This window comes from Pusillimonas minor, assembly GCF_014237865.1.
GTDB classification, from domain to species: Bacteria; Pseudomonadota; Gammaproteobacteria; order Burkholderiales; family Burkholderiaceae_B; genus Neopusillimonas; species Neopusillimonas minor.
On sequence record NZ_JACJUU010000019.1, the window covers coordinates 1 to 25364 of the forward strand.

Sequence of the window (25364 nt, forward strand, 5' to 3'; positions counted from 1 at the left end):
GCTTGCTCTGGGGTGTTGACCGTTCCACCTGCTAACAAATAGACCTCTTGCTCCTGGCGCAATTCCTCCAGCGTCAGTCCTTGAATCGGTTGCGGATCAACGCTTATGATCCAGTCTAACGCCGGTTGCTTGGGCAAAATGATAATTAAATTGCGATTGATGGTCTCATGATCCATATCGGGCCTAAATGTCGGTAAGAGGTGAAGGCCGATTTTAATTGTGAATGGATTGTTGAGCCCGCGCGGTCAAGACGGTACGGGCCGGAGCATTACAATGCTCTATATCCAAAAGTAGAAGGCCTGCGGAAGTCGAATGTGTGTTCGTCTTTAATATGTTTTACCATCCAATCATCATGTTCCGCCTCAGCCTTTTCCAATTTCTCCTTTGCTTCGGCTGTTAGCTTCAATGCTTTATACCTTTCATACGTCGGATAGCTGAGAGAGCGCCACTCCCGCTCATATGACCACTCGGCAGACTTTTGAAAGCAAGCAATTTCAGCTAGTTCGTCTTCTGTGTAAGCCCAAAAATCTACTAGACGGTAGGATGATAGATAAGTCACTTCTTTGGCCGCAGGCAGACCTGTTTTTCCCCAGTTAAAGCCCAAGCACATACCTTTGTGTTCGGATGCGTAGTGAGCCCACATAAGCAAATTATTGCGCTCCTCACTAATTGACAAAATTCCGTGGTTGTTCATGGCGTCGCGGTAATAACCGTCGAAATCTAAAGTTTTATTCTTGATGTGTTCCATCTGCTCCTTAACGTTCCGCTGCACTTGATCCCAAGTTTGGTGAAGTGTTTCCAGAGTGTAGCCATTGATGCGATTTCGCTCTCTTAAAACTCTTAAATGACTAATTTGAGCTTTTTTTTCGCATGCACTAAAGTCAAACTCTATATGTGCTTCATAGGGGTCGTTTAGCGTAGTCGGTTTAGCGTAGTACAGCGCTGATGCAGTAAAAATCCTGGCCGTATTGCACTTTGTATTAACCGTATTGAAGTCAGTAATTGCGGAGCGATATTTGTAAAGCAACATTTACTTTTACCTACTAGTTAGTGGGGTATATTTCTTATAAAAGCGGCCAGTCGGTATTCTACTTTTATATCCAATATAAATAGATAAACAAGATATCTCTGCCTCAGCAAATGCAATGGCTCCTCATCTGAATATGAGAAGTATTTGGGCCCGTTAGCTCCGCGTTAGGCGCTTTCTATTTGCACGGCAGTGTCCGCTATGGGTCGAGGCTGTGTGAAAACGCATCAAGCACTGGCACCGGCAAAATACCGACCTCTCAGATCGCCCCGCATGCGATTTTCTTGCTATAGGTAATGGTAAGAAGACCTCTGAATTTTGTAGTTTCCCGAGTTTTCACAAAGCCTCGGTCGCGTCCTGTCATACAAGTCTGACGACTTCTGTCAGATCGAGCCTGGATTTATACACTTAAGCCTGACTAGAAAAAGTTAAAGGCCCCGCAGGGCCTTTGACCGACGGGGCAAACCCGCCTGCGAGCTTCTATTTCCCTTGCTTGCCGCAAGACCCAAATTAGATTTGGGCAGCATGTCCGTATTGCACTCGCTCTCGAACATCTTGGATTGATCATACCAATTTAATTAAAAATAATGGTCAGGCATTGAACAACGCAATTGAATCGGCCCGAGCCAACACAGAGTAAAACAAGGAGCGTTGGATTAGGCGTTCTTGCTGTACCGGTCATTTTGTCACATCGTTCTCGGATTCAAGGGCTGCGCACCTAAGGTGCTTGCGTCCATTCGGCCGTCTTTGACCCTTGAGTCCTGTGCTTGCGACGTGACCGACTCCCGGCCAGGGCAATTCCGCCCTGCAATCAGGAGAACACCATGCGTCAAAATACACAAATTCTGGCTACCGAAGTTAAAGACGAACTGCGCTTTGGGTTTACCACTCAGCTTTTTGGCGAGAGCGCTTGCATAGAGGGCGAAATGGCGGTTTACCAGTGGTTGCGTCGTCTTTGCTCAAGCTATAACGGGGGCTTCTGGCAGTTTTACAGCTTATCCAATGGTGGCTATTTTATGATGCCCTCCGGTGCTGATTCACTGCGCTTGGTCTGGCCACTGAACTGGTCAGATGAGGTGGTCAGCCCCCAGGCTGCAGGCATCGTGGCCACGCTGTTTGCACTGTCAGAGGTGATGGAGCGCGGTGCGGACGATCTGCAGATTCAAAACTATTACCTCTTGCGTGATTTCCTGGCTGATCACCCTGAGGCTGGTGCGATGTTTCGACTAACCAATTGAACCTTCGTAAAGCTCACAGGCCCGCGCATGTCGCGGGTTTTTTTTGCGTCGTCGCTACACGTAGCGGTGTGCCACTGGTACGAACGGCCTTTTCTGGGTTCTTGAGCTAGGTGGCTGGGTACGGTCGGTGCCCCTGGCGCCATTTTCTCAAGCCGAGGCGGGGTGGGGCGGTCTTGCTCCGGGTCAGTGTGTCATGTCGTTCTCGAATTCAAGGGCTGCGCACCTACGGTGCTTGCGTCCAGTCGGCCGTCTTTGACCCTTGAGTCCTGCGCTGCGACATGCCCTTTGAGAGCCGGGCAATTTCGCCCTGACTCGAAAAGGAGATCCTCATGCAATTCGCACTGTTCAGCCCAACTGTTTCCTATGCACCTTCGGTAAGTGCCGATCCTACTGCGCTTTATGTACGCGACCCAAACGGTGTGTTCGTGCCTGCCGATACGAGCCGAGTACTGGATGCTGCCCGTCAGATTGCGCACCAGGTTTTGCCCGAGCGTATCAATATGTCTCGGCCGCAGCAGGTCAAAGAGTTTTTTGCGATGAAGCTGAACAGCAACCTGGAGCATGAAATCTTTGGGATGGCGATGCTGGATGCTCAGTATCGACTGATCGAGTACGTTGAACCATTCCGGGGTACGCTAACGCAGGCGAGCGTGTATCCCCGCGAAGTGGTCAAAATGGCCCTGGCTGCCAATGCGGCCGCAGTCATCATTGCGCATAATCACCCCAGTGGCACGCTTGAGCCCAGTGCGGCCGACTTAAATCTGACTAAACATTTGCGCACAGCACTAGCACTGGTTGATATTCGGTTGTTGGACCATATCCTGGTTGCTGGCAATAAGACGCTCTCCTTTGCCGAAAGCGGGCAACTTTAAGTGCCTTGCCCGGTCCGGCGCCCGGTTAAGCGCCGACTTTGTATTTGGTTGCCGGGTAGCGTGTTTGGGTTGTATTTATAGCTTGTAATTTCTGCGTTGCTCAAAAGCGTGATATCGCTCGAGCACGCCAGGATCGGAGTAGGGGGTTGATATGTCCTCACCAGCTTGATTGCCGTCCAAACCGGGCAAATCGGTAATGACGGCTGTCCACTCGTCGCGCCCAATTTTTGGGCCGATGAAATTGCGCAGGTAGTCATCTAGGTGCTTGGCGTTGGGCGCTTCGATCTCCCGGGTGAGCGCCGTCAGATAATCGGCCTTTCTTGTGCTTGCCCAATCAATTGACAAATTGGCCCGATAGCACAGCTCAGCGTGTACGACCAGCATTGTGCGCCCGTTTCCATCAAGAAACGGGTGTCCATAAGCAAACAGCCCCATGATGTGGCCCGGACGTGCAGCCATTTGCTGTTGCTCTTGCGCCATTGATAAGCCGAGCTGAACCGCGCGTTGGCAGTCGGCTGGGTGACAAAACTCAACCGCACCTTTCCGAATGGCACTTTGTGGCGCAACCTGCTGGCGATCGGCACCAGCCCAAGGGTAAAGGCCTTCGAACAATATTTGGTGCACTTTGAGAAAGTCAGCATATTCGATGCGTTTGCGACTTTCCAGATAATCCATGGCTTCGGATAATTGCGCACGAAACAATTCGTGCTCGGCTTGTTTAATCAAGTCGAGGTCTTTTTCTTGAAGGTGGTTTCGAAGATATCCGGCCGTGGCGTAATCGCCAAACGGGTCAAACACGGCGAGCTTCGCGGTGATGCGAAATCACCAGCTTTGTCATGTCTTTTGGCGAAAGCTTGCCTGCACGTCTTAACGCTACCAGCAAATCGTCTGTTTTGTCGCTTTTAACGTCATCATCGGCTAGTCGTGTGACCGAGCTTGCCCAGCGATCGGAAAACGTGGGCTCGTAATGAACTTTGTGCCTATTTGCCAGTGCGCGAACGTAACGCGAGACGGCAGTGTCTGGATTCGATGTGTTCGGGTAGATGTGGCCGGTAAGCTTGGCAGGACGGTTCACAGCATCATCCGCTTTTGCGCCTGATGTTTTATCGGTGAACGCATAAACATCGTCGTTCACCTGCTCAAGATAGCCTTGGTTGAGCAGTGCGATGAGCGCCTGATCTAAATCGCTTGTATTACCCATGGCTTTAATCTCCGAACGAAGAAGTATTTTCTCGTTTCGAGCACGTAAAAAACCGAGTAATTTGCGTTGGATATCCATGTCTTAGATTATACATTCAAGCATTATTTTTAGCGATCTCAATGGTTTACGAAAGTTCGGATTGTGCTGTGCAGAGTAGGGGGATTGCGCAGGTTCTGGGAAGGGTTACTGGCGCTCACGACCCGGTATCAATTTGGTATCCGTGGCCATCTGCAGAGGCAGTGCTCAAAAACACTAAAGCCGCGCTAAAATACTGTAATTTCATACAGTATTAATCATGGATACGCCAATCGCATTATGTGCGCTGCCGTCGTATGTTTGGACCGTGCCTACAACCTTGCAATGCGGGTTTCCCAGCCCGGCCGAGGATCACGCCGAGCAGCGCCTGGACTTGAGCAGTTTGCTGATTCAGCAGCAGGACGCAACGTTTTTCATGCGCGTGCGCGGCGCGTCCATGCGTGACGCCGGCATCGATGACGGCGACCTGGTAGTAATTGACCGCTCCGTGAATGCCAAGCATGGACAGATTGTCGTAGCCGTCGTCGACGGCGAGTTCACCATTAAGCGTCTCTGCAAAAAACGCAATCAGGTTCGGCTCGAAGCGGCCAACCCGACGTTTCCGAACATTGAATTAAAAGATGGCCAGGAGCTTGTCATCTGGGGTGTTGTGACATGGACACTCAAAAAACACAGCCACGGCGCATAGCGCTTATTGACGGCAACTCGTTCTACTGTTCATGTGAGCGGGTAATGCGCCCCAGCCTAGAGGGTAGGCCCCTGGTGGTGCTTTCAAATAATGATCTGAGGGGTGGGAATCGTTAGTAAATCCTGTAGAGTCCGCGCCACCTTCTGAACCCCTCTGGAACAGCAGTTTCCAGGCTTCATAAGGCAATCCATTGGAAGTGGTTTAGGGCAGCGGCATGAGGCTGGTATTCGCAACAAAAGACCTAGCATTAGCAGGTCGATCCTTTGAAGGCTTTCCGTTGCTGATTGGGTCAGAGGGATGGCCAGTCGAGCCAGCTCAATCCTTCCTTTGGCACACGCTTATCGAGTCAGGTGAGGCCCTAAGCGATTTGACTTGGGAAGCCTATGGACGGCGTCTGTACGATTACTTTGCCTTCCTGGAAGCCAATGGATTGGCCTGGGACGAGGAAAGCCCGGCCCACGGTCTGAGTGTTCTGTCGAGGTACAGGGATTGGTCGAGCGGAGAATTAGCACTTGATCCCGGCACGGTGAACAATCGTCTGGCCTTGATCGTGAGGTTCTACCGATGGGCTAAGCAGCGCAACCTGATAACTGTGCTGCCCTTCGGTGAGAAAAGGGTAAGAGCTGCCCAACATTCCGGTCTTCTCAGTCATATCGCTCGGCCCGGAGCCGAGAGCACGAAAGTTTCGGTGATGGTTCGCGACCGAAAGCGCTTGACCAAATTCCTGACCAAGGATCAAGTCAAGGTATGCCTTGCCCTGGATACCGATCCAAGCCACCAGATATTGTTCCACCTCATGGTGCGTACCGGCCTTCGCTCCTGTGAAGCGAGGTCTTTTCCTCTCAAATATGTGTTCAACCCCAGGTTGAAGAAGGGGCTGCGCCCAGGGCAAATGATCAGCGTTGCTCTTGATCCTTCAGACATGCATATCAAGTACGACCGGCCTAGAACTATCGACGTGCCATGGTCGTTGATGGAGAGCATGTGGTCTTATTCCCTTCACCAGCGAGAAGTTCGTAAGTCCAATGGTGATGGAAGTGTTACCGCGCTGCTGCTGACTAATGAAGGCAGGCATTATTCAAAAGATTCCGTAGTGGACGTTATGAAGTCCTATGAACGAAAGTGCGGTTTTTATGTTCGGGCCCACATGCTACGCCACACCTATGGGACTTATACCTTGCTTGCTCTTCGGAAAAGCAAAGAGTTTGAAGGTGAGCCGCTGTTGTATGTCAGAGACAGGTTGGGGCATGCAGATGTTCAAACAACGATGATTTACTTGCATCTTATCAATCAGCTTGAGGCTCAATCCGTCCTTGCGCATGAGGACGAAATTGACATGATGTTCATGGCTGACTCCACTAAGCGCACCTGAGGTAGTTACGTTGGCTCGGCAAAAGAACTATAAGGCAGTCCTGCAATCCGTCACGAAAGGATTCGAGGCTGTCGAAGACAGCATCAAGATTGATTTGCCGAGAAACCCGCGAAATCATAGGCAGCTCGACCATTCTCAATACCTAGGTTTGGGTTTCGACACTTGGGCAATTCAAAGTATTTACGTTATCAGGGCGTTGCTGCAAGGAGGGAACTTCTCTGTGGCCACTTTGATTGGTTACTCTGTGAATGGATTGAGGTTCTTTCTGAGTTTCTTAAGTGGAGGTTCGGTCGAGTCGCCTCCTGCAACGCCGAACGGGAGTATCCGTCTTTTTGTGGGCGAGGCGGTTTAACAACTTTATCCCCGAGCCTGCGTGAACCGTTCGCCGAACATGATGGCAAACTGATTCATGGCTGACTTCCAATCAAAGGCAGCGCGCACGGATTTGTTCAGCACGTTGCGCAGTGCCAGCCACAGCAGCTTGATGGCCGCTTCGTCGTTAGGGAAGTGACCTCGCGTTTTGATGATTTTACGCAATTGCATGTTCAGGCTTTCGATGGCGTTGGTGGTGTAGATGACACGTCGGATCTGCGGCGGGAATACGAAGAACGGAATTACGTATTCCCATGCCCGTTGCCAAGCCTGCACGATGGTCGGATACTTGGCGCCCCATTGGCCCTGTGCAAAGTCCTGCAAAGCCATTTCGGCCTCTTGCTCGCTGCTGGCGGCATAGATGGGCCGCAACGCCTGGGCAACCACTTTGCGATCCTTCCAGCCAGCGTAATCCAGACTGTTTCGGATTAGATGCACGATGCAGGTTTGCACGGCGGTCTTTGGGTAGGCGGTATTGATCGCCTCTGCCAAACCCTTCAGGCCGTCCACGACAGCGATCAGAATGTCTTGAACGCCGCGGGTCTTCAGTTCATTGAAGACCTTGAGCCAGAACTTGGCACCCTCGGTCTGCTCGATCCATAAGCCCAGTACGTCGCGCTGACCGTCGGCCTGGATGCCAAGAGCCAGGTACACCGCCTTGTTGCTGACGACCCCATCGGTGCGAATCTTGACTCGCAGCGCATCGAAGAATACGACCGGGTACATGGCTTCGAGCGGGCGGCTCTGCCAGGCGATGGCCTCGGCCATGACCTCGTCGGTCACGGAGCTGATAAAGTCCGGCGACACCTCGGTGCCGTAGCTCTCGGCCAAAAAGCCCTGGATCTCGCGCACGCTCATGCCGCGCGCGTACATGGCGATGATGCGTTCATCAAAGCCGGTAAACCGGCGCTCGTGCTTTGGGATAAGAATGGGCTCGAAGCTGCCGTCGCGATCCCGAGGCAGGTCTACGCGCACAGGGCCGCGATCGGTAATGATCGTCTTGCCGCTGGCACCGTTGCGCTCGTTGGCTTGCTCAGGTGGCTTGGCCTCGCCGGGCCTGTAGCCCAGATGTATGTTCATCTCCGCACCCATGGCCCGTTCGATGATCGCCTTGTTGAACGCCAGCATCAAATCCTGGACTTCAGTGGGCGTCATCGGACCCTTGACCAGTTCATCGAGCAGTTCCCTGGGTAGATCAGGCAACGGCCCACGGGCGGCTGCCTGAGCGGCAACGGTACGCTTCTTCTTCATTGGCATATCCATGGTTTTTAACCCCTATGATATGCCTCACCCACAAAATTACGGACAGGCTCCGTCCGCTGCTCGGGCAGATCGACGAGACGATCGGTCAAGTGACAGCCAATGGCACCTACGATGGCATGCCTACCAGACCATCGCACAGCATGGCGATGCTATTGCGGTAGTTATTCCTCCCCAAAAAACTGCTGTTGCCGGCATTGAATCGCGTTCGCCAAGTCAGCGTGGCCGTCATCTTGAAATAATCAATACCGAAGGTCGGCTGGCCTGGCAACAAGCCACGGGTTATGGAAAACGCGTCTGGTCGAGACGACCGTGGGCCGCTATAACTCGCTCATCGGTGCTCGCTTGCAGGCACGGGGTTTTTAGGCGCAACAGACCGAGGTCGCGATCGGCGTGGCTATGTTAAATCGCATGCTCGCTGCCGGACGCCCAAACTCCGTCCGCAGCCAGAACGCCGCCGCATAGCCGATCCGCAGTGGACGGTACTTTCGCCTTCAATTTTTAAGTGCACCTATGCGGCGCTCGGCAGTCACCGCGTTCAAGGATCGGTACAATCGTCGCTGGCGTCTTGAAAAACTGGGCTTCCGATTACCCTACGAAGCCCGTCAGGCTTATGCCATGCAAAAGGCCACCTGAGTTGCAAAACCGTGTCCGGACAATCCGAGCCGGTACATCGACGATTACCGATGAGGTGCTCGCCGAAGTCGAGCAATGCCACAGACTGTGCCTGCACCATTCATACAAGAGACAGCTCGCTTACCTGGCAATGATGAATGAATAGTTGCAGCCTGGCTGACAGATATTTTTTCTTGTGGTAAATAATATAAAACTGACGCGTGAGCTCGGGCAGCGGCGTATCGAGTACTGCAAGCCGTCCGCAGGCAAGCTGATCCTGGATTGCCCAGTGTGACAGGCAGCTTAGACCCAAACCGTGCACCGCGCCGCGCTTGAGCGCCTCGGCGCTTCCAAAAACCGTTCCCTCGTTGAGATAGTGCAGATGAGGTAACAGCATCTCCTCAACGACTTCCCGTGTGCCGGAGCCTCTTTCCCGGAGCAGCCAGTCGGCCTTTTGCAACTCCTCTATCGGAATCTTTTGATTCGGATACCGGCGTGTTACCGGGTGGTTGGAGGAGCTCACGATCACAAGTTTATCTAGCATCCAGGTTATCGTTTTGAGTTCCGGCTCATGGCATGGCCCCTCGATGAAACCGACGTCGACGTCGAAATTGGTGACCGCGTTGGCGATCTCGTTGATGTCGCTGATCCGGACCGCCACATGCGTAGCGGGTTCCTGCTCACGAAAGCCTGCAACCAGCGCCGGCATAATGTAGTGACCAATGGTCGCGCTGGTTCCCACCTTGAGCAGCGATGCTGCAGGCCCGCCGCGCGAAGAAAATTCCCTTTCCATGGTTTCCGCGCCATCGACGATCAGGCTTGCCTGTGGCATCAGCATGCGGCCGTTGTCGTTGAGAGCCAGCCGATTGCCTACCCGGTCGAACAATCGCGTATCCAGGCAGGTCTCCAGTTCATGGAGAGCTGCGCTGACCGCAGACTGCGACAACGATATGTTTTCGGCGGCCGCGGTCGTGCTCCCGGTCCGCCCGATCGCGATGAAGATCTGCAGCTGGCGTAGCGTGAAACGCATTTTGCTTATCCCCAACTATCAACAAATTAGGTAATCATTATAAAGATTATTCATTTCACTACTAGTTACATAATGGATATGCTGTTAGTAATTGGCCGTATTCATCTAACCTGTAAGGGAACAATATGAAGGGAAATGAGACATTTTATTCCATTCCTTGGGAAGACCTTCCGCCGACTCACTATGTGGACAATCGAATTTTTTGCGACCAAAAAATTTTCGATATCGAGCAGCGCACCATTTTCTCCAAGGTATGGAAATTCGTTTGCTGCGAATCCGAACTCGCTGGCACAAATGACTTCCGTACCACCACGGTAGCGGGCGTTCCGCTTCTTATTGTACGCGGACCGGATGCGAAGATTCGCGCGATGGTCAATTCCTGCTCGCATCGCGGAGTAAAGCTGGTCGAAGAGCCCGCGGGCAACGCGCGCAAGTTTGAATGCCTGTTCCATCGCTGGACCTATGATGCGCGCGGCAGATGCATCGATATTCCGCGCGAAGAGGGTTATGCATGCGTCAAAATTGACAAGGCGCAATGCGGTCTCAAGCAGGTCCGATGCGAATCCACGCGCGGCTTGGTGTTCGTGAACCTCGACGATGATGCGGCCCCGCTCGAAGACTACCTGGCGGGATGCCTTTCCGTGTTTGACGATGTCTTCGGCCAAGTGGAGCTTGAAGTCTTACATTTCCATGAGCAGGTGCTCGATACCGATTGGAAGCATTGGCAGGAGACGAACATGGAGCTCTACCATGAATATCTGCATGTGCTCAATCGGAAGACCGGCATGATCGATCCTGCCTATTTCAATAGAGCTTGGCATGCGTTTGAAAACGGCCATATGGCGGTCGATCCGCTCATCATCCAGTACGAGAAAATGCAGGGCGGCGCCTCGCGCGAAGAGCATACGCTGCCCGGATTGAAGCCGAATGAATTTCGCATTCTGGATATTTTCCCCGACGTCATGCTCAACTGCCGCGCTTCCGTCCTGCGGATCGACACACAGATTCCGCTAGCGGCAGGAAAGACCTTGGTCCAATTCCGCGGTCTGGGCGTCAAAGGCGAACCGGAACAGATGAGACGCCAGCGCATCCGGGACCACGCCGAATTCTGGGGGCCATTCGGCAGGAATCTGCCCGAAGATGCCCTGGCGACGGAGAGGCAGAAGGAAACCATGGGAAAAGCCTCCAAATACTCTCTGATGGCCAGGGAGGAAAACCGCTTGACCCAGGATGACTTCCCAGTTCGCGAGTTCTATCGCCAGTGGGAACGTCTTACAGGTTTGCGCGCGGCTTCCGCTTCGATGCTCCCTGAATAGCTGACACGAACCTCTGTAGGAGACGATATGGTACAAACTCATGCAATACCACCGGTCCGGATAACTGAAGCGCCACTTTCCACAGAACCGTTGGAGGCGATACGACGGGTCATCGAACGAGGCTGCCAATTGCTCGACGCCGAAAATTATTTCGAATGGCTAGCCACTTGTGCGGATGACCTCGAGTACTCCATCCGCGCTTATAGCCCTGAAATCCGTAATGAAGTCACTTGGCTCGAAAAAGACCATAAGGGGTTGGAGGTGCTCTTCAAGCAGCTGCCCATGCACGAAAGGTACAAGGGCCAGTTCAGGAGAATACTTGGCTGGACTGGCTCGGCCGGCCACGACCCGGCAAAGCGGATATTCGCCGTGGAAAGCAGTTTGTGCGTCTACCACACCGACCTGCATGGCGCATCAGTGCTCTACTGCACCGCAAAATACCGGGACAATTTCCGCTTTGAGTCCGGCGTGCCCGTCATGTGCTCAAGGATGGTGCTGATGGACACGCGCAGATTACCCTTCGGATCCCATATTCCGATTTAGGGCTGCTGTCGCGTCAACGCTGTTGCATCAACATACATAGACCGAAAAGGCAATTTTTTGACAAAGGAGACATTGGCGGCGTTAGCTCTTGTCTATGTGGGATTTCATTTCTTGAACCTGTTCATGACTTTCGGGCCGATGGGCTCGAAAGTTATTCACATCTCCATGGGCATCGGCGTGCTGACGCTTGACCTGCTGCGCCGGCATTCAGGCCGGTCCATGAAGATTGTCGCGGCCTTTGCATGGGTGTCCGTGCTCGCGGCATCCGCTTACTTTCTGTCCGATCAGATCGGCGTATTGACCCGATATGGCTTCGCCTCTCCTCCCGACATGCTGGCCGGAGCGGTTCTCGTATTCTGGATGTTTTTTCTGACCGGGCTTTACTTCGGCGTTCCTTTTGCGGTCATCGGCATTGTTTTTTTCGTCTATGCCTATCTGGGAAGCTATTTGCCTGCGCCTTTGACCGCGCCTGCGTTAGACTTGCTGAGGGTGACTTCAAAGCTGACGGTAGGCGCGTTGGGGGACGTCGTTGAGTTAAGCGTCACAATCATTTTCTTGCTATTAGTCTTCGGAACCTTCCTACAGGCGTCCGGCGCCGGTGCATTCATCTGGCGGGTCGCAGGCAATTTGGCACGCCGTATTGGCGGCGGGACCGGAGCGCTTACGGTGGTATCTAGCGGCCTGGTGGCTAGCTTTAGTGGTGTTGGCGCGGCCAATGTCGGCATTACGGGGCCGATTGCGATCCCGCTGATGAAACGCGATGGGTATACGTCCGAGCAGGCCGCCGCAATCGAGGCGATAGCGTCTACCGGCGGGCAGATCACGCCGCCGATCCTGGGAATGGTGGCGTTCCTGATGGCCGATTTCATCGGCGTGCCCTACGCCAGGGTTGTTCTGGCAGCCATTATTCCTGCGGCGCTTTTTTATATGGGGCTGCTGCTTTTCGTAGTCTTGATTTATCGCAGGAATGGCGGACAAGGGCAAATTCAAGGAGAAGCCCATGCCGGCCCGGCGCATGGATGGATCAAGGTTAGCATCAGTTTTCTTTTTCCGATCGCGGTGATCGTCGCCCTCATCATCGCTGGCATGTCGGTCCAGCTGGCGGTGTTCTGGTCTATCGTCGCCATCGCGGTGCTGGCGCTCATATTCCGCCTCGAGCGCGATCCGAAGGTTTGGCTGCATGCCGTATTAGAGGCAGCCATCAATGGAGCGGCGCTTGGAATGGCTTCCGGTGTGCTCGATGTCGTGATGGCCTCGCTGGACATTACACAGCTCGGGATGATCGTCGGCTTTATTGTTAGCCAGATCGGCGGCGCCAGCGTGCTGGCGAATTTCCTCCTGGTGCTGGTGGCCGCGTATGTGATGGGTATGGGCATGCCGGGCGTTGCGGTGTATACGGTACTGGCCGTCACCTTGGCTCCGGTGTTGATCAGCCTCGGGGCTGAGCCATTGATGGCGCATTTCCTGATCATGTACATGACCATTCTTTCCAACTTCACGCCGCCGGTCGCGCCAACGCTGATGCTTACGGCGCGGATCGCGGGAGCGAATTATATGCGCGCGGGTCTGGAGGCCATGAAGGCTGGAGCAGGGTCAATTCTGTTGCCTTTCTTCCTCTTTTCCTATCCGGCTCTCCTGTTGCATGACGCATCGCTGGGAGCCGTTCTGGAAGCGGTAATAGTTACGTCGGTAAGCATTTTCCTGTTGACGGTAAGTTTGCTGGGATGGCTGGGGCGCCCGATATCCATGTTCGAAAGGGTACTGCTTGCCTTGCCGCCGATAATCGCATGGAGCGCGGGATTTGCCGGTATAAGGTCGACCTACTGGGCCGCGGTAGCCGTATGCCTTGCAGCCTTCATCTGGTCGGTTTTTGCCGGGTATCGTACGCGGCAAAAACCGATTGCTGCACGAGCCATGGAGATGGAGCGCATATGAAAAAGGAGATTGCACTGCCGAACTGCCGCCCCGATCGTGCTCGCGCCACGGTCCCGGTCACGATCGAAACGGAGCATAACTCATATAAGGTGGATGTTGCGGCAGGTGACCTGATTCTCCACGAGGCCTTGCGTGCCGGAGTTCCATTGGCGTATTCGTGCGCGAGCGGAACCTGCGGAACCTGCGTGGCGCAGGTGATGGAAGGCGCGTTGGAGAATCGCTGGCCAGACGCGCCCGGCCTTTCAGCAAGGATGCGTCAAGGCGGCCGGGTTCTGTTGTGCCAGTCTGCCGCATTCGTTCCGACCCGGTTGCGTACGGCCGAAAGCGCAGTTAACAGACACGGGCCGTTGCACACGCCGGATTATTGCTCCGCACACGTGCTAAACAAATCCTGGCTTGCGCCGGGCGTCACCGAGCTGCAGCTGCAGCTCGATCGCGGCCTGCTTTTTACGCCCGGGCAATTCATTCTGGTCTGGTTTCAAGGCTTGAACGGGCCGCGCGCGCTCTCGATTTCAAATACCGATCATTCCCCTGTAGACCAGGTTCGCCTGCTAGCAAAACCCCGAAAAGGAAGCGAGCTCGATGCGTTGCTGGGGTCTGATAGCGTGATCGGCATGCCGCTACGGCTATTCGGCCCGCTGGGATCAGCATGTCTTGAAGATGGCGCGGCTTACGATGACATCACCTGCATCGCTGGAAGTACCGGGATAGCGCCTATGCTTCCAATCATGTTCGAGTGGGCGCGTCAGGGTGCGCCGGGTTCCATGCAGCTTATCTACGCGGCGCGCACGCGCGAAGACGTGTTTCTGCTGGAGGAGATTGAGCACATAGTGAAACGTTCCGGCGGCCATTTGAAGGCGATCATTGCTTTATCCGAGCCGCGCAACGACGACGTTGATGTTCTGCGCGAGCAAGTCCGCGACTTTGCACAGGTTTTTGCCGGCTATGCGCACGACGCGGTTCGCGAGCTGGCAAGCGCCAAGCCACTGGGCGGCATTGCGTTTGTCTCGGGGTCGAAGCCGATGGTGCAGGCGACGGTTAAAGCGCTGATCTTGCACGGCAAGTTGAGCCCAACAGCAATTCGTTCCGATGATTTTTGTTGAAAGGATAAATGCAATGCCCTGGAAGAAAGTTTGTTCTCTTAATGAACTTGAGCAGAATCAGATCATGGAATTTGATGTGGACGGAACGCCCGTGGCGGTAGTCCGCGGCGACAACCAAACGGTAGTAATTCCTCCGATGTGCCCGCATTTGGAGGAACCACTATGCCAAGGAATCTGCGATGGTCAGACACTGACGTGCCACAAACATTTATGGCAATGGAATCTCAAGACCGGCGAGCCGTTGGGGCTGGCGCAAAAACCGCTGAAACGCTACGACAGCAAGGTTGAGGGGGAGCTGCTTTTTGCGTTGATAGATCAGGAAATTCTATACGACTATGAATGAGCCAACATTGCTGAAGAGGCCGGCTGTGATCGTCCGTAATCGCAGGTCTTGCGATTAACTTCAGAACTCGCCGACATGAAGAGCTTACCAGCAATTGATAGCGGGGCAGGGGCGACAAACTGCCGTCATGCGATCCGACTGCTGCAGACGGGCGAAGCCTATGTTTGCAGTAGTGCGGAGACATTGTTGCAGGGCATGGCACGCATTGGCAAAAAGGGCATTCCGGCTGGATGCCTGAACGGCGGCTGCGGCGTGTGCAAGGTTGTGATTCGCTGCGGCAGGGAGTATCCGTCTTTTTGTGGGCGAGGCGGTTTAACAACTTTATCCCCGAGCCTGCGTGAACCGTTCGCCGAACATGATGGCAAACTGATTCATGGCTGACTTCCAATCAAAGGCAGCGCGCACGGATTTGTTCAGCACGTTGCGCAGTGCCAGCCACAGCAGCTTGATGGCCGCTTCGTCGTTAGGGAAGTGACCTCGCGTTTTGATGATTTTACGCAATTGCATGTTCAGGCTTTCGATGGCGTTGGTGGTGTAGATGACACGTCGGATCTGCGGCGGGAATACGAAGAACGGAATTACGTATTCCCATGCCCGTTGCCAAGCCTGCACGATGGTCGGATACTTGGCGCCCCATTGGCCCTGTGCAAAGTCCTGCAAAGCCATTTCGGCCTCTTGCTCGCTGCTGGCGGCATAGATGGGCCGCAACGCCTGGGCAACCACTTTGCGATCCTTCCAGCCAGCGTAATCCAGACTGTTTCGGATTAGATGCACGATGCAGGTTTGCACGGCGGTCTTTGGGTAGGCGGTATTGATCGCCTCTGCCAAACCCTTCAGGCCGTCCACGACAGCGATCAGAATGTCTTGAACGCCGCGGGTCTTCAGTTCATTGAAGACCTTGAGCCAGAACTTGGCACCCTCGGTCTGCTCGATCCATAAGCCCAGTACGTCGCGCTGACCGTCGGCCTGGATGCCAAGAGCCAGGTACACCGCCTTGTTGCTGACGACCCCATCGGTGCGAATCTTGACTCGCAGCGCATCGAAGAATACGACCGGGTACATGGCTTCGAGCGGGCGGCTCTGCCAGGCGATGGCCTCGGCCATGACCTCGTCGGTCACGGAGCTGATAAAGTCCGGCGACACCTCGGTGCCGTAGCTCTCGGCCAAAAAGCCCTGGATCTCGCGCACGCTCATGCCGCGCGCGTACATGGCGATGATGCGTTCATCAAAGCCGGTAAACCGGCGCTCGTGCTTTGGGATAAGAATGGGCTCGAAGCTGCCGTCGCGATCCCGAGGCAGGTCTACGCGCACAGGGCCGCGATCGGTAATGATCGTCTTGCCGCTGGCACCGTTGCGCTCGTTGGCTTGCTCAGGTGGCTTGGCCTCGCCGGGCCTGTAGCCCAGATGTATGTTCATCTCCGCACCCATGGCCCGTTCGATGATCGCCTTGTTGAACGCCAGCATCAAATCCTGGACTTCAGTGGGCGTCATCGGACCCTTGACCAGTTCATCGAGCAGTTCCCTGGGTAGATCAGGCAACGGCCCACGGGCGGCTGCCTGAGCGGCAACGGTACGCTTCTTCTTCATTGGCATATCCATGGTTTTTAACCCCTATGATATGCCTCACCCACAAAATTACGGACAGGCTCCGCCGAACGGTCTGACCAAACGCCATTTGGAACGTTATGTCTCTTGGCTAAAACTTAAGTACCCCAACGGCTCGACGGCCAAGAACTACTACACCAGCTTTAAGTCATTGGTCATCGTTCTGGCTGATTATGGATTTGTAGAAACCGCTACTGACGATCTCTTGCCGCCAAATCCATTCCCCAACAATGCGCAGAACACAAAAGATGCAGATCCGCTTACCATGGGGGAAATGCAAAGGCTGCTCGGCGCATTAAAGTCAGACCTTGTTGCTATCCATAAGGGTACGTTCCTCGGTAATGGAGCAGAGGCAATGGCGGTGATGCTACTAATTACGGCGGCGAGGTCAGGTATTAATACCACGCCATTATTAGAAATGACGAGGGATGCCCTAAAGCCTCACCCGTTTGTACCAAATCTCAGATTGATAACTACTATCAAGCGTAGGGGCAAAGGTGCGCAGAGTAAAACAATACGTCAAACTAACTTGCTAGATGAGTACAGCGCCATTCCACTCGATGGGGTTGCAGTCTTGAATAAAGCCCTTGAAATCAGCAAGCCACTTCTGGCGATGGCATCCGAGGAGATTTGTTCATATGTATGGTTGTATCGTAAGCGCATGGGGAACTACATTCCCCTTCCTACCTCAAGCACAAATTTTTTCAAGAACAGCGTCGGCGCTGTCGGCCTGTAAAGCCGCCCAATTGTGCGGCAGAAGCTCATCGATCCGGCTGTTCGGGTGTGTCGGCAGGCGTGTGAGCACATCTTTTAGATAGGCGTGCGGGTTCAGGCCATTGAGCTTGGCCGATTGAATCAGACTCATGATGGCCGCTGCGCGTTTACCGGCACGCAATGAGCCTGCAAAGAGCCAGTTGGATCTTCCAACGGCCACCGGTCTGATCTGCTGCTCGATGTGGTTGTTATCGATTGGGATGAATGGATCGTCCAGATAGCGGGTCAGTGCCACCCAGCGTTTCAGGCTGTAATCGAGCGCTTTGGCGGTGCCGGTGCCATTTAATACCCGCTGGCGTTGAGCCAGCATCCAGGCGTGCAGGGCATCGGCCAGGGGCCTGGCTTTTTCTTGACGTAGCGCAAGGCGTCGGGTGGGAGACAGGGTCACCGCCTCGCGCTCAATGGCATAAAGCTCGCCAATCAACTCCAGCGCCTGTTGACCCACAGGGCTCTGGTTGTTCTTGTGCAAATCGAAGAATTTTCGCCGCGCGTGCGCCATGCAACCGAGCTCAGTCACACCCTGGCGGAACAAGGCGTTGTAGCCCGAGTAGTCATCAACGACCAGCTGACCTTGCCAATCACCCAGGAACTCGCGGGCATAGAGACCTGCTCGACCCTCATTGAAGTCGTAGATGACGGCCTTCAAGGATTCGAACTTGCCCGGTGCATAGGTCCAGAGGTAGGCCTTATGGGTCTTGCCGCTACCGGGCTTGAGCATGCGCACCGGGGTTTCGTCGGCATGGATGATACGGTGTTGCAAGATACACCGACGCAGGGCATCGACCAGTGGTTGCAGTTCATGACCACATTGCCCGACCCACTGAGCCATGCTCGAGCGCGGGATGTGCATGCCGTCGCGCTTGAAGATCGCTTCCTGGCGATACAGGGGCAAATGATCGGCATATTTGGCGATCAGAACCTGAGCCAGCAGCCCCACCGCCGCGATGCCTTTGTCGATGATGTACGCGGGCATCGAAGCCTGCGTCATTGACTGACAGTGTGTACACGCCCAGACCCCACGCACATGACGCTCAACGCTGAAGGTGCCCGGGGTGTAGTCCAGCTTCTCGCTGACGTCTTCCCGGATACGCTTGAGCTGACAGCCGCAGTCGCAGGTTGTGGACGCGGGTTCGTGGTGGATGGTGGTGCGGGGTAACTCGGGCGGTAAGGTGGCACGACGCGGTTTATCGCGTGGTTCACTTGGAGCCGACTGGTTTTTAAGTTTATTGAGTTCGCGCTCGATCGCCTCAAGGTCTTCGCCCACGGCCTCGTCAAACAACAACGCCTGCTCCCCGCTGAACTGCTCGCTTTTTTGGCCGAACTTGTGTCGGCGCAAGATGGCAATCTCGTGAGACAACGCCGTGATACGCGCCGCTTTGAACGTGATGTCTTGATCTTTGCGTGCATTGGCCAGCATGAGCTGACGCGCCAGTTCGCGCAACTGGTGCGCGTCTAGCTGGTCAAGGTCATCGGGCGTGCTCGTCATCATGAGGCGTAGTGTTGCACAGGGCCTGTGCGCCGACTATTGGCAACGTCCCCGATTGCAGAATAACGATCTTTGAGGGTTAAACCAGACGGATAATGCCGGCCTGGCCGATGCGCTGCCAAGGCAAGCCCAGCACCAGGGCATCGAGCTGCTCGTGAGTGAGTGATACGCTGCCATGGCCGTCACTTGACCACACGAAATGGCCTTGATTCAGACGCCGAGCCACCAACCAGACGCCGATGCCATCATGCACCAACACCTTCATGCGATTGGCCCGTTTGTTGGCAAACACATACGCGTGGTGCGGATGGGCTGCACCGAAGACACGCACAACCCGGGCCAGTGCCGTGTCGGCCCCGGCGCGCATATCCATGGGCTCTACCGCCAGCCAGACGTGATCGATCCGGATCATGCCATCAGCGACCGTAGCCATGGGGCCAGCGCGTCAAGCCGCTGGCCAGGCCAGTGCACGCGTACGTGCCAGGCACCGGCCGTCAGTTCGACCTGAACGGGTTCGGTCTGGACGACGGCGCCGGGGCGTGATGCCGCTGCGGGCATCACGCGCAATGGTGACGCTGACAGCGCAATAAAACCAGGAGTTGGCCATGCTTGCGACTGATCCGGGGCATCTGCTGTGGTCTGCGTGGCATGCCGTTGCAACGGCGTCGATTGCGAAGGCGCTACACTCGGCTCAAGCCGTAATTGCTGGCGCTGATGATCCGAGACCCAGCGTCGCAACAGGTTGGCATTGAGGTCATGGGCGCGTGCCACTGACGCCATCGAAACGTGGGGTTGCTGGCACAGGGCAACCACCTGGGCCTTGAACTGTGCAGTGTGGTGACGTCGTTTGGGTCGGTGTGTGACCAGCTTGGTGTCATCGTGCATACGTGTCCATTAAGATTTTAGTGGACACGTATGTTCTACGACACTATCGCGGATTACCAGATGAGGTTCCCCGGACGCTTACGTTGTATCGCTCAGGGCAGCGGGGTGGCGCGAACAACATTGTTACTCTCACGCCCAGCGCTTTATACGTGTCTACCAAAAATATTTGTGAGCGTCACGCACTCCAAGACGATCTAGGTAATCGACTAAATGTAACGCTTAGTCGGCTGCGAAAGACTATGGAAAGCCGTTTGTGGAAACTGAGTGGTGGCGACATTCTAGAAGTTTCCTCCGTTATGGGTCACACCCCTAGTGTCGCCGATAATCACTATTTGAAAATCAACGATGAGATCAAGGTCGAAGGGGCGATATTTGTTGGGGAGGCTTTCCCGGACAGGCTACGTGGCATCAACATTACACCAACCCCACCAGGCGGCTGTAAAGATAGCCTTTACGGTAGCCTGGCGCCTAAGGATGGCGTCAATCATTGTTCTGAGTTCATCCACTGCCTCGGCTGCTCTAGCTATGCAATTGTAGGCACTCTGGAGGATTTATATCGGCTATTCAGCTACCAACAATTCTTGTATGCCGAAGTCGAATACTTTCTAACGGACGAGTGGGACGCATGGCGCAAGCGCCAGTTTGACTATATTCGACTGATAGATGATTTCACTTCCCGAAAGTTTGATCTTGCATTGGTTTCGCAAGCAAGGGCCAAGGCTGAGTCATCTCCGCACTTGTTCTGGGCTAAAAAGATCGAATTCATGAAGAAAAAATTTGGCGGTAAAATTTGAGCATAAGAAGCACGAATGCGGTGTTAAAGGCATATGATGTCCTCATCGCACAGCCAGTTACAGCGAATGGCCTAAGTCCCGCAGAGCGGAATGCAATCGTCATCAGCGCTATCATTAATGAAGATGGCGAAACGTTGGTTCTCAGCAGGTTTGGCGATGCACAGTGGGATTTTCGCCCGTTTTTTGATCAGGCCAATGTTGCTCATTCCTTTAAATTCATCAACTGGGATATGGGCATGCCTCGGGCGCTCATTGATGACTGCAAAGCTGTTGCTTATGCTTGGTTTAAGAGAGGCATGCCTAGCTCTAAGCCTCCTATCGCACGGGGTGTCACTACTTTCGCCGTTGCCAGCGTGATGCCTTTTGTTCGCTGGTTAAATAATCTGGGGGTTTCAAGTTTCGCAGACGTCCGTCCGATCCATATCAGTAATTACGTTCATCATTGCAAAGATGAGTTGAAGTTAAGGCCTTTGCCGCTGTATGGGCGATTACGGATTATTGATTTTCTTTGGGTGTTTTCTGCCGACACGATGTTTCCCCTCCAGAGTTATCCTTGGGGTAATTCGACATTGTGGCGGATTTGCGGAATTGCGAACGTAAAAGGGTTGGATGCTGCCAATAAAAACGTTGGGCGGACGGATATAATTCCCCCTGATGAACAATCCAGGATTTTCAATTATTGCGAAAGCATTGTCCGGGAGATGAAGGTCGAACTGGCTGTCAATGGCATTGGATATCATCCCAGTGATGAACGGATGTCAATTCGTTGCAGAGATGCTGTGCTGTATATAGTTTCAATCACTAGCGGTATGCGCAATGACGAGGCAATTGGGATTGAGGTTGACGCTTGGCGCAAAGAGTTAAAAAATGGGGTTACCTTTTGCTGGGTGGCCACAATCGAGCATAAGACAGGTAAAGGCCGGGTCGAGTATCTTGTGCCAGAGCTGACGCTTGAAGCATTAACTCTTTTGGCTAGATATTCAGCGCCTATCAGAAAGGAGTTGGATCAAGAGATTAGGCAGCTTGCAAGCAATCGGGAATTTTCGAATTCAACTGAACATCTCCTTAGACTCGAAAAAGCCCGAAAGGATTCGAAGAAGCTATTTTTGGGACGAAACACACAAGGGGGGAAAGTTCAGGAAAGCTATCACGTTGAGGCACTCAGCGGCCAAGCTTCCAATGCTGCGTTTGATCGTATAGCCAAAGCCGCTGGAAGCGATTGGCCATTGAGGACACACCAATGCAGGAGAACATACGCACGGTGCTTTGTAGAGTCCCGTATGGGGCGAACTTCACTTATCTTTCTCAAGTGGCAGTTCAAGCACAGCAGCATGAGCATGACCCAACTCTATGCGTCAAATCCGCAGCAAGACCTGACGCTTTTTGATGAAATCTTGCAGCAGATGACAGAGTTTAAAATTGATCTGATCGAATCATGGCTCGATGATCAGCCTTTGGCAGGTGGTGCAGGCGAAAAGATCGTGGAGCTGCGAGCAATTCCAATCAAGGATAGGGCTGCATTGCTTGCCCAAACGGCGCCACATGCCAACATTCGTGCGACTGGACACGGTTGGTGCATTGCAACGGAGCGAGGCTGCGGCGGCGCTGGTCTATACGAGGCCACACGGTGCCCAGGGTGCAAAAATTCGGTGATCGATGAATTCTTCGTTGGCACTTGGCAGGACATTTACATCCAACAGCAGGAGCTGATCAAAATTGAAGATGCTGGCCCTGCCGTGCGGCAGCGAGCAGAGCGAGATTTACAAGTCGCACTCGACGTCATTACGAGCTTGGGTCTCTCTCCCATAAACGATGATGTGGACGAGGCTGTAAATGGCGAATAAGTCTACCCAGGATCAGACCCCAGGTCGTTCAAGATCGAAGACCCTCGACGCGCTAGATAAGGTCATTGATAGTCTCGTCGCAGGCAACGAAAAGCTCTCCATCGCTTCGGTTGCCCGAGCAGCAGGTGTTACGCCGGGTCTCATCCATAATACCTACCCAGCGGTGGCAGAGAAAATTCGCAATCTCATGGGCAAGTCGGTGCGCGCCCAGCGTGATTCGAAGCACCAGGCGCTGATGAGCGAGAAGGAAAAAAACAGGGCGCTCCGTGCGGAAAACGACCAACTCTTAGAGGAGCTAGCCAGGATTGCTTCTGTAAACCAGCGCCTGCTGTTCGAAATGGCTGAGTTGAAAGCGGTCTCCAGCGGAAAGGTTGTCGCTATGGCCCCGAAGCCCGGCAGATAGCTCCCATTGGCATTTGACAGTCCAGAGCTGATCTAACCTGGTTGTGTAGCTAGGACTGAGCATCTCGCGCTTCATATTCCACACTGGGGTTACCGGGACACGACCAGGCCGCAGTGTGCCCGGCGCCATTTGCATTGATTTGATCCATCACCTGCATGACTTTTGCGAGACGGTGGGTTGCACATTGGCGAACAGATTAGGGATGTATTCGCTTGGTTGGCAAATGCTAGGTAATTGCACAGACTTGCCCACCCATTAGCATTCGACCTGACCAGTCATTTGCATCGGATTTGACCAGCATGCTTCGGGGCCCTGACCGGCAGAGAGCGACCCATAGCAGTCATTAGCTAGTGATAGAGGGCAAAGTTTTATGCTTTATCCTTTCTTTACTGGGCGGCGGATCAACACAACAACCAGCGTCACGACCGTCAGCGGTACGACGAAGCTGAGCATGACGCCCGAGAATGCTGGCAGCGCATCGTGCTGCTGCGCGGCCATGATCAAGTAAGCCACGTATGCGACGTAGTAGCCCAGAAAGACCCCGCCTTCCCAGCGAGCGATCTCGCGACCAGTCATGAACACGGGGAGGCAGGCAAACGACACTGCCACCATGACCCAGATGTCAAAGGCCAGCAGCGATGGAGCCATGTCCAACCCCAGGTCACCCGACACTAGGCCCGAGACACCCAGGCAGCCCAGAATGTTGAAGGTATTGCTTCCCACCACATTGCCCACTGCGATGTCCCGTTCGCCCTTGATGACTGCGGCGATGCTGGTGGCAACCTCGGGCATGCTGGTACCAGCGGCAACGATGGTCAGCCCAATGATCAGGTCGCTCACACCCATGGCCTTGGCGAAACTCACCGATGCTTGCACTAGGTACTCGGAGCCGAACACTAACGCAGCTAGGCCAGCGGCAATCAGCAGCAACTGAACCGGCAACCGATCGTCCCAGGCGCCGGGGGCAGAGGGTTTGATCTCACCCGCGTATTCGTCCTTGGCGAGCTGGGTTTCGCGCCGTGACTGCACGATCAGGAACACTGTGTAAGACACCAGCAGCACGAAGAGAAAACCGCCATCGAAAAAAGAAAGTTGACCGTCCAACCCCAAGGCGAGCAAGAGAAAACATGCACCGATCATGATCGGTACCTCCTGGCGTATCAGCTGAATGTTGACCACCAGCGGTGCAATCAACGCGCTGATGCCAAGGATGAACAGAACGTTGAATATGTTGCTGCCCACCACGTTGCCAATGGCAATGTCGGTTTTCCCATCGAGCACGGCCCCCACGCTGACTGCAACCTCGGGTGCGCTTGTGCCGAGCGCAACGATCGTCAGTCCCACGACCAGCGGACTGATGCCAAACGACAGGGCCAGCTTGGAAGAGCCTCGCACCAACAAGCTGGCACCCATGACCAGCAAGAAAAGCCCGCCGAGAAATAGAAGGATGTTCATGACTGAGAACTGTAGCTAAGAATCAAGTGGCACAGCTTACCAGACGCGTACCTTTATCGAGCCTCCATGCATGCCATAGCTCGCCATAAGTCCTCCTTATCGAGCGTCGGCTTCTGGCCGTTCTCTGTCGATCATTGTTACAAAGCGGACTGGTCGAATCTGATGCAATCGGTGGTCAGAACGAATGCAAATGACTGGTCAGGTCGAATGTAAACAGGTGGTCAAGTGGAGTGCAATTTCCCCAACAGCAGAATTTTCCGCTTTGCTGAAGGCAAATCCAGGTTGGCAAATCAGTTCCATTCCTTGGATCGCGGCCTTGGTTAACCATATAAATGATGCAAGCCACCGCTCTGAACACGGTGAAACGCCAGCCGAAGACTCGCCGCCAAGCCAAAAAACAGAAAAATGTTAGCGGGATAATTTCTATATAAATCAGTATGTTATACGCTACTAATTGTTAGGGTCATTCAGATATAACGATGGCTGCGCCATTGCGCGCACGCAAGAAGCTAAAGACCTGGGTGTCAAAATGGGTGCACCCTGGTTTCAGATCAAACACCTGGCGCAGACGCATGGTTTATTGGCTCTGTCGGCCAACTTTTCGTTGTATGGCGACTTAAGCCAGCGGATGATGAATGTCATTGGGCAGTTTTCCCCGCTACAGGAAATCTATTCCATTGACGAGTCTTTCCTGGACTTGACTGGCGTTCCCGGTACCGGCCGCGAGCTGGGCAGCACGATACGTGAGCGCGTAAAGCAATGGGTGGGCATACCGACGTGCGTCGGTATTGGCCCCAGTAAAACGCTGGCTAAATTGGCCAATCACCTGGCTAAGAAAATTCCCCGGCTGCAGGGCGTATGTGATTTATCAACGCTTGATCATGAGCAGCGGCTTCGAGCACTGCGTCATGTGGCGATTGAGGATGTTTGGGGCGTTGGGCGGCGCCTGGCGCCTCAATTGCGGGAATTGGGTATTCATACGGCCAGTGACGGCGTCTGTCAAGGTAGTTGGAACATGAGTCATGCTGCTTTTAACTCATTCTGATCATGGATAACGGTCGTTTCCTTTTCTGGATTCAGCCAGACGCTGCCTATGGGTTGCCAGTTGCGCGTTTTTCCCGACCAGCGTGCAGGGTGATGGGCGCGAGCAGCCTGATACAGAGCATG

Annotated in this window: 28 protein-coding genes and 1 pseudogene; 18 read left to right on the forward strand and 11 right to left on the reverse strand. The window is 54.0% G+C overall.

Going from position 1 to position 25364, the window contains the following annotated elements; genetic code table 11:
• Positions 1–268: 268 nt before the first annotated feature.
• On the reverse strand, positions 269–1030 hold the full coding sequence (locus tag GTU67_RS14245) for a DUF2971 domain-containing protein (protein ID WP_185780701.1): 762 nt from the start codon (positions 1028–1030) through the stop codon (positions 269–271).
• 821 nt (positions 1031–1851) lie between these two features.
• On the opposite strand from GTU67_RS14245, the gene GTU67_RS14250 reads away from it, so the two are divergent.
• Together GTU67_RS14250 and GTU67_RS14255 are read left to right on the forward strand one after the other, a co-directional pair.
• Positions 1852–2265, forward strand: a complete 414-nt coding sequence (locus GTU67_RS14250; RefSeq protein WP_185780702.1) for an antirestriction protein — start codon at positions 1852–1854, stop codon at positions 2263–2265.
• 329 nt (positions 2266–2594) lie between these two features.
• Complete coding sequence (locus GTU67_RS14255; protein WP_185780703.1) at positions 2595–3137, forward strand: JAB domain-containing protein; 543 nt, start codon at positions 2595–2597, stop codon at positions 3135–3137.
• Between the two features lie 75 nt (positions 3138–3212).
• On the opposite strand, the gene GTU67_RS14260 is transcribed toward GTU67_RS14255, so the two are convergent.
• The gene (locus GTU67_RS14260) at positions 3213–3935 is read right to left on the reverse strand and encodes a Fic family protein (RefSeq protein ID WP_185780704.1); all 723 of its coding nucleotides are present in this window, start codon (positions 3933–3935) and stop codon (positions 3213–3215) included.
• Positions 3928–4416 carry a hypothetical protein gene (locus GTU67_RS14265; RefSeq protein WP_185780705.1) on the reverse strand — a complete coding sequence of 163 codons (489 nt, stop codon included), beginning with the start codon at positions 4414–4416 and terminating at the stop codon, positions 3928–3930. The genes GTU67_RS14260 and GTU67_RS14265 overlap by 8 nt, the downstream gene beginning before the upstream one ends.
• Positions 4417–4633: 217 nt before the next feature.
• Here GTU67_RS14265 and GTU67_RS14270 point away from each other — a divergent pair, with 217 nt between their 5' ends.
• The 3 genes and pseudogenes from GTU67_RS14270 (at position 4634) to GTU67_RS14280 (ending at position 6434) form a co-directional block, all read left to right on the forward strand.
• Positions 4634–5062: a LexA family protein gene (locus GTU67_RS14270; RefSeq protein ID WP_185780706.1), complete on the forward strand. Its 429-nt coding sequence runs from the start codon at positions 4634–4636 to the stop codon at positions 5060–5062.
• Positions 5029–5157, forward strand: a pseudogene (locus GTU67_RS14275) (Y-family DNA polymerase); the annotation flags it as partial. The gene GTU67_RS14270 and the pseudogene GTU67_RS14275, both read left to right, overlap by 34 nt.
• A 119-nt stretch (positions 5158–5276) precedes the next feature.
• Positions 5277–6434, forward strand: a complete 1158-nt coding sequence (locus GTU67_RS14280; protein ID WP_185780707.1) for a tyrosine-type recombinase/integrase — start codon at positions 5277–5279, stop codon at positions 6432–6434.
• Between the two features lie 357 nt (positions 6435–6791).
• On the opposite strand, the gene GTU67_RS14285 is transcribed toward GTU67_RS14280, so the two are convergent.
• Positions 6792–8063, reverse strand: a complete 1272-nt coding sequence (locus GTU67_RS14285; RefSeq protein WP_185780723.1) for an IS256 family transposase — start codon at positions 8061–8063, stop codon at positions 6792–6794.
• Between the two features lie 516 nt (positions 8064–8579).
• On the opposite strand from GTU67_RS14285, the gene GTU67_RS15550 reads away from it, so the two are divergent.
• A complete protein-coding gene (locus GTU67_RS15550) occupies positions 8580–8702 on the forward strand; it encodes a hypothetical protein (protein ID WP_283245265.1) in 123 nt (40 codons plus the stop codon).
• 100 nt (positions 8703–8802) lie between these two features.
• Here GTU67_RS15550 and GTU67_RS14290 read toward each other — a convergent pair whose 3' ends face one another.
• Positions 8803–9711 carry a LysR family transcriptional regulator gene (locus GTU67_RS14290; RefSeq protein WP_185780708.1) on the reverse strand — a complete coding sequence of 303 codons (909 nt, stop codon included), beginning with the start codon at positions 9709–9711 and terminating at the stop codon, positions 8803–8805.
• Positions 9712–9836: 125 nt separating this feature from the next.
• On the opposite strand from GTU67_RS14290, the gene GTU67_RS14295 reads away from it, so the two are divergent.
• From GTU67_RS14295 to GTU67_RS15640, 6 genes are all read left to right on the forward strand, one after another.
• Positions 9837–11027, forward strand: coding sequence for an aromatic ring-hydroxylating oxygenase subunit alpha (locus tag GTU67_RS14295; RefSeq protein ID WP_185780709.1), 1191 nt, complete (start codon positions 9837–9839; stop codon positions 11025–11027).
• Between the two features lie 129 nt (positions 11028–11156).
• On the forward strand, positions 11157–11570 hold the full coding sequence (locus tag GTU67_RS14300; RefSeq protein ID WP_185780710.1) for a nuclear transport factor 2 family protein: 414 nt from the start codon (positions 11157–11159) through the stop codon (positions 11568–11570).
• A 57-nt stretch (positions 11571–11627) separates the two neighbouring features.
• The gene (locus tag GTU67_RS14305) at positions 11628–13505 is read left to right on the forward strand and encodes a TRAP transporter permease (protein ID WP_185780711.1); all 1878 of its coding nucleotides are present in this window, start codon (positions 11628–11630) and stop codon (positions 13503–13505) included.
• On the forward strand, positions 13502–14608 hold the full coding sequence (locus tag GTU67_RS14310; protein ID WP_185780712.1) for a 2Fe-2S iron-sulfur cluster-binding protein: 1107 nt from the start codon (positions 13502–13504) through the stop codon (positions 14606–14608). The genes GTU67_RS14305 and GTU67_RS14310 overlap by 4 nt, the downstream gene beginning before the upstream one ends.
• Before the next feature lie 13 nt (positions 14609–14621).
• Positions 14622–14951, forward strand: a complete 330-nt coding sequence (locus GTU67_RS14315) for a Rieske 2Fe-2S domain-containing protein (protein WP_185780713.1) — start codon at positions 14622–14624, stop codon at positions 14949–14951.
• Positions 14952–15026: 75 nt separating this feature from the next.
• Complete coding sequence (locus GTU67_RS15640; protein ID WP_185780714.1) at positions 15027–15332, forward strand: 2Fe-2S iron-sulfur cluster-binding protein; 306 nt, start codon at positions 15027–15029, stop codon at positions 15330–15332.
• Here GTU67_RS15640 and GTU67_RS14325 read toward each other — a convergent pair.
• Complete coding sequence (locus GTU67_RS14325; protein WP_185780723.1) at positions 15273–16544, reverse strand: IS256 family transposase; 1272 nt, start codon at positions 16542–16544, stop codon at positions 15273–15275. The genes GTU67_RS15640 and GTU67_RS14325 overlap by 60 nt on opposite strands.
• Positions 16545–16548: 4 nt before the next feature.
• Between GTU67_RS14325 and GTU67_RS14330 the strand changes: the two genes are divergently transcribed.
• Positions 16549–17292, forward strand: a complete 744-nt coding sequence (locus GTU67_RS14330) for a hypothetical protein (RefSeq protein WP_221893394.1) — start codon at positions 16549–16551, stop codon at positions 17290–17292.
• Here the strand turns inward: GTU67_RS14330 and tnpC are convergent.
• The 3 genes from tnpC to GTU67_RS14345 form a co-directional block, all read right to left on the reverse strand.
• The gene (tnpC, locus tag GTU67_RS14335) at positions 17245–18816 is read right to left on the reverse strand and encodes an IS66 family transposase (protein ID WP_185780724.1); all 1572 of its coding nucleotides are present in this window, start codon (positions 18814–18816) and stop codon (positions 17245–17247) included. The genes GTU67_RS14330 and tnpC overlap by 48 nt on opposite strands.
• Before the next feature lie 79 nt (positions 18817–18895).
• Positions 18896–19249, reverse strand: coding sequence for an IS66 family insertion sequence element accessory protein TnpB (gene tnpB / locus GTU67_RS14340; RefSeq protein WP_185780715.1), 354 nt, complete (start codon positions 19247–19249; stop codon positions 18896–18898).
• Positions 19225–19701, reverse strand: a complete 477-nt coding sequence (locus tag GTU67_RS14345) for a transposase (protein WP_185780716.1) — start codon at positions 19699–19701, stop codon at positions 19225–19227. Before GTU67_RS14345 ends, tnpB begins: the two co-directional genes overlap by 25 nt.
• A 239-nt stretch (positions 19702–19940) precedes the next feature.
• Here GTU67_RS14345 and GTU67_RS14350 point away from each other — a divergent pair, with 239 nt between their 5' ends.
• Genes GTU67_RS14350 through GTU67_RS15450 form a run of 3 tightly spaced genes read left to right on the forward strand, consistent with a single transcriptional unit; the run spans position 19941 to position 22742 of the window.
• On the forward strand, positions 19941–20495 hold the full coding sequence (locus tag GTU67_RS14350; protein WP_185780717.1) for a hypothetical protein: 555 nt from the start codon (positions 19941–19943) through the stop codon (positions 20493–20495).
• On the forward strand, positions 20492–22339 hold the full coding sequence (locus tag GTU67_RS14355; RefSeq protein WP_185780718.1) for a tyrosine-type recombinase/integrase: 1848 nt from the start codon (positions 20492–20494) through the stop codon (positions 22337–22339). Before GTU67_RS14350 ends, GTU67_RS14355 begins: the two co-directional genes overlap by 4 nt.
• A complete protein-coding gene (locus GTU67_RS15450) occupies positions 22329–22742 on the forward strand; it encodes a TetR family transcriptional regulator (RefSeq protein WP_185780719.1) in 414 nt (137 codons plus the stop codon). The genes GTU67_RS14355 and GTU67_RS15450 overlap by 11 nt, the downstream gene beginning before the upstream one ends.
• Here GTU67_RS15450 and GTU67_RS15715 read toward each other — a convergent pair.
• Positions 22635–22877: a DUF4113 domain-containing protein gene (locus tag GTU67_RS15715; protein ID WP_185780720.1), complete on the reverse strand. Its 243-nt coding sequence runs from the start codon at positions 22875–22877 to the stop codon at positions 22635–22637. The two genes, GTU67_RS15450 and GTU67_RS15715, sit on opposite strands and share 108 nt — an antisense overlap.
• 240 nt (positions 22878–23117) lie before the next feature.
• The gene (locus GTU67_RS14370) at positions 23118–24197 is read right to left on the reverse strand and encodes a calcium/sodium antiporter (protein ID WP_003052397.1); all 1080 of its coding nucleotides are present in this window, start codon (positions 24195–24197) and stop codon (positions 23118–23120) included.
• A 190-nt stretch (positions 24198–24387) separates the two neighbouring features.
• On the opposite strand from GTU67_RS14370, the gene GTU67_RS14375 reads away from it, so the two are divergent.
• Positions 24388–24609: a hypothetical protein gene (locus GTU67_RS14375; protein WP_185780721.1), complete on the forward strand. Its 222-nt coding sequence runs from the start codon at positions 24388–24390 to the stop codon at positions 24607–24609.
• Between the two features lie 42 nt (positions 24610–24651).
• Entirely contained in the window at positions 24652–25242 is a 591-nt protein-coding gene (locus tag GTU67_RS14380) for a Y-family DNA polymerase (protein WP_185780722.1), read from the forward strand.
• The last annotated feature ends 122 nt before the right edge of the window (positions 25243–25364 follow it).

Bases quoted from the DNA above. Each gene is read 5' to 3' on its own strand.
- GTU67_RS14245 (WP_185780701.1), bottom strand. From the start codon at position 1,030: ATGTTGCTTTACAAATATCGCTCCGCAATTACTGACTTCAATACGGTT.
- GTU67_RS14250 (WP_185780702.1), top strand. From the start codon at position 1,852: ATGCGTCAAAATACACAAATTCTGGCTACCGAAGTTAAAGACGAACTG.
- GTU67_RS14255 (WP_185780703.1), top strand. From the start codon at position 2,595: ATGCAATTCGCACTGTTCAGCCCAACTGTTTCCTATGCACCTTCGGTA.
- GTU67_RS14265 (WP_185780705.1), bottom strand. From the start codon at position 4,416: ATGGATATCCAACGCAAATTACTCGGTTTTTTACGTGCTCGAAACGAG.
- GTU67_RS14270 (WP_185780706.1), top strand. From the start codon at position 4,634: ATGGATACGCCAATCGCATTATGTGCGCTGCCGTCGTATGTTTGGACC.
- GTU67_RS14280 (WP_185780707.1), top strand. From the start codon at position 5,277: ATGAGGCTGGTATTCGCAACAAAAGACCTAGCATTAGCAGGTCGATCC.
- GTU67_RS14285 (WP_185780723.1), bottom strand. From the start codon at position 8,063: ATGCCAATGAAGAAGAAGCGTACCGTTGCCGCTCAGGCAGCCGCCCGT.
- GTU67_RS15550 (WP_283245265.1), top strand. From the start codon at position 8,580: ATGCGGCGCTCGGCAGTCACCGCGTTCAAGGATCGGTACAATCGTCGC.
- GTU67_RS14290 (WP_185780708.1), bottom strand. From the start codon at position 9,711: ATGCGTTTCACGCTACGCCAGCTGCAGATCTTCATCGCGATCGGGCGG.
- GTU67_RS14295 (WP_185780709.1), top strand. From the start codon at position 9,837: ATGAAGGGAAATGAGACATTTTATTCCATTCCTTGGGAAGACCTTCCG.
- GTU67_RS14310 (WP_185780712.1), top strand. From the start codon at position 13,502: ATGAAAAAGGAGATTGCACTGCCGAACTGCCGCCCCGATCGTGCTCGC.
- GTU67_RS14315 (WP_185780713.1), top strand. From the start codon at position 14,622: ATGCCCTGGAAGAAAGTTTGTTCTCTTAATGAACTTGAGCAGAATCAG.
- GTU67_RS15640 (WP_185780714.1), top strand. From the start codon at position 15,027: ATGAAGAGCTTACCAGCAATTGATAGCGGGGCAGGGGCGACAAACTGC.
- GTU67_RS14325 (WP_185780723.1), bottom strand. From the start codon at position 16,544: ATGCCAATGAAGAAGAAGCGTACCGTTGCCGCTCAGGCAGCCGCCCGT.
- GTU67_RS14330 (WP_221893394.1), top strand. From the start codon at position 16,549: ATGGTTTTTAACCCCTATGATATGCCTCACCCACAAAATTACGGACAG.
- tnpC (WP_185780724.1), bottom strand. From the start codon at position 18,816: ATGACGAGCACGCCCGATGACCTTGACCAGCTAGACGCGCACCAGTTG.
- tnpB (WP_185780715.1), bottom strand. From the start codon at position 19,249: ATGGCTACGGTCGCTGATGGCATGATCCGGATCGATCACGTCTGGCTG.
- GTU67_RS14345 (WP_185780716.1), bottom strand. From the start codon at position 19,701: ATGCACGATGACACCAAGCTGGTCACACACCGACCCAAACGACGTCAC.
- GTU67_RS14350 (WP_185780717.1), top strand. From the start codon at position 19,941: ATGGAAAGCCGTTTGTGGAAACTGAGTGGTGGCGACATTCTAGAAGTT.
- GTU67_RS15450 (WP_185780719.1), top strand. From the start codon at position 22,329: ATGGCGAATAAGTCTACCCAGGATCAGACCCCAGGTCGTTCAAGATCG.
- GTU67_RS15715 (WP_185780720.1), bottom strand. From the start codon at position 22,877: ATGCAAATGGCGCCGGGCACACTGCGGCCTGGTCGTGTCCCGGTAACC.
- GTU67_RS14370 (WP_003052397.1), bottom strand. From the start codon at position 24,197: ATGAACATCCTTCTATTTCTCGGCGGGCTTTTCTTGCTGGTCATGGGT.
- GTU67_RS14375 (WP_185780721.1), top strand. From the start codon at position 24,388: ATGACTGGTCAGGTCGAATGTAAACAGGTGGTCAAGTGGAGTGCAATT.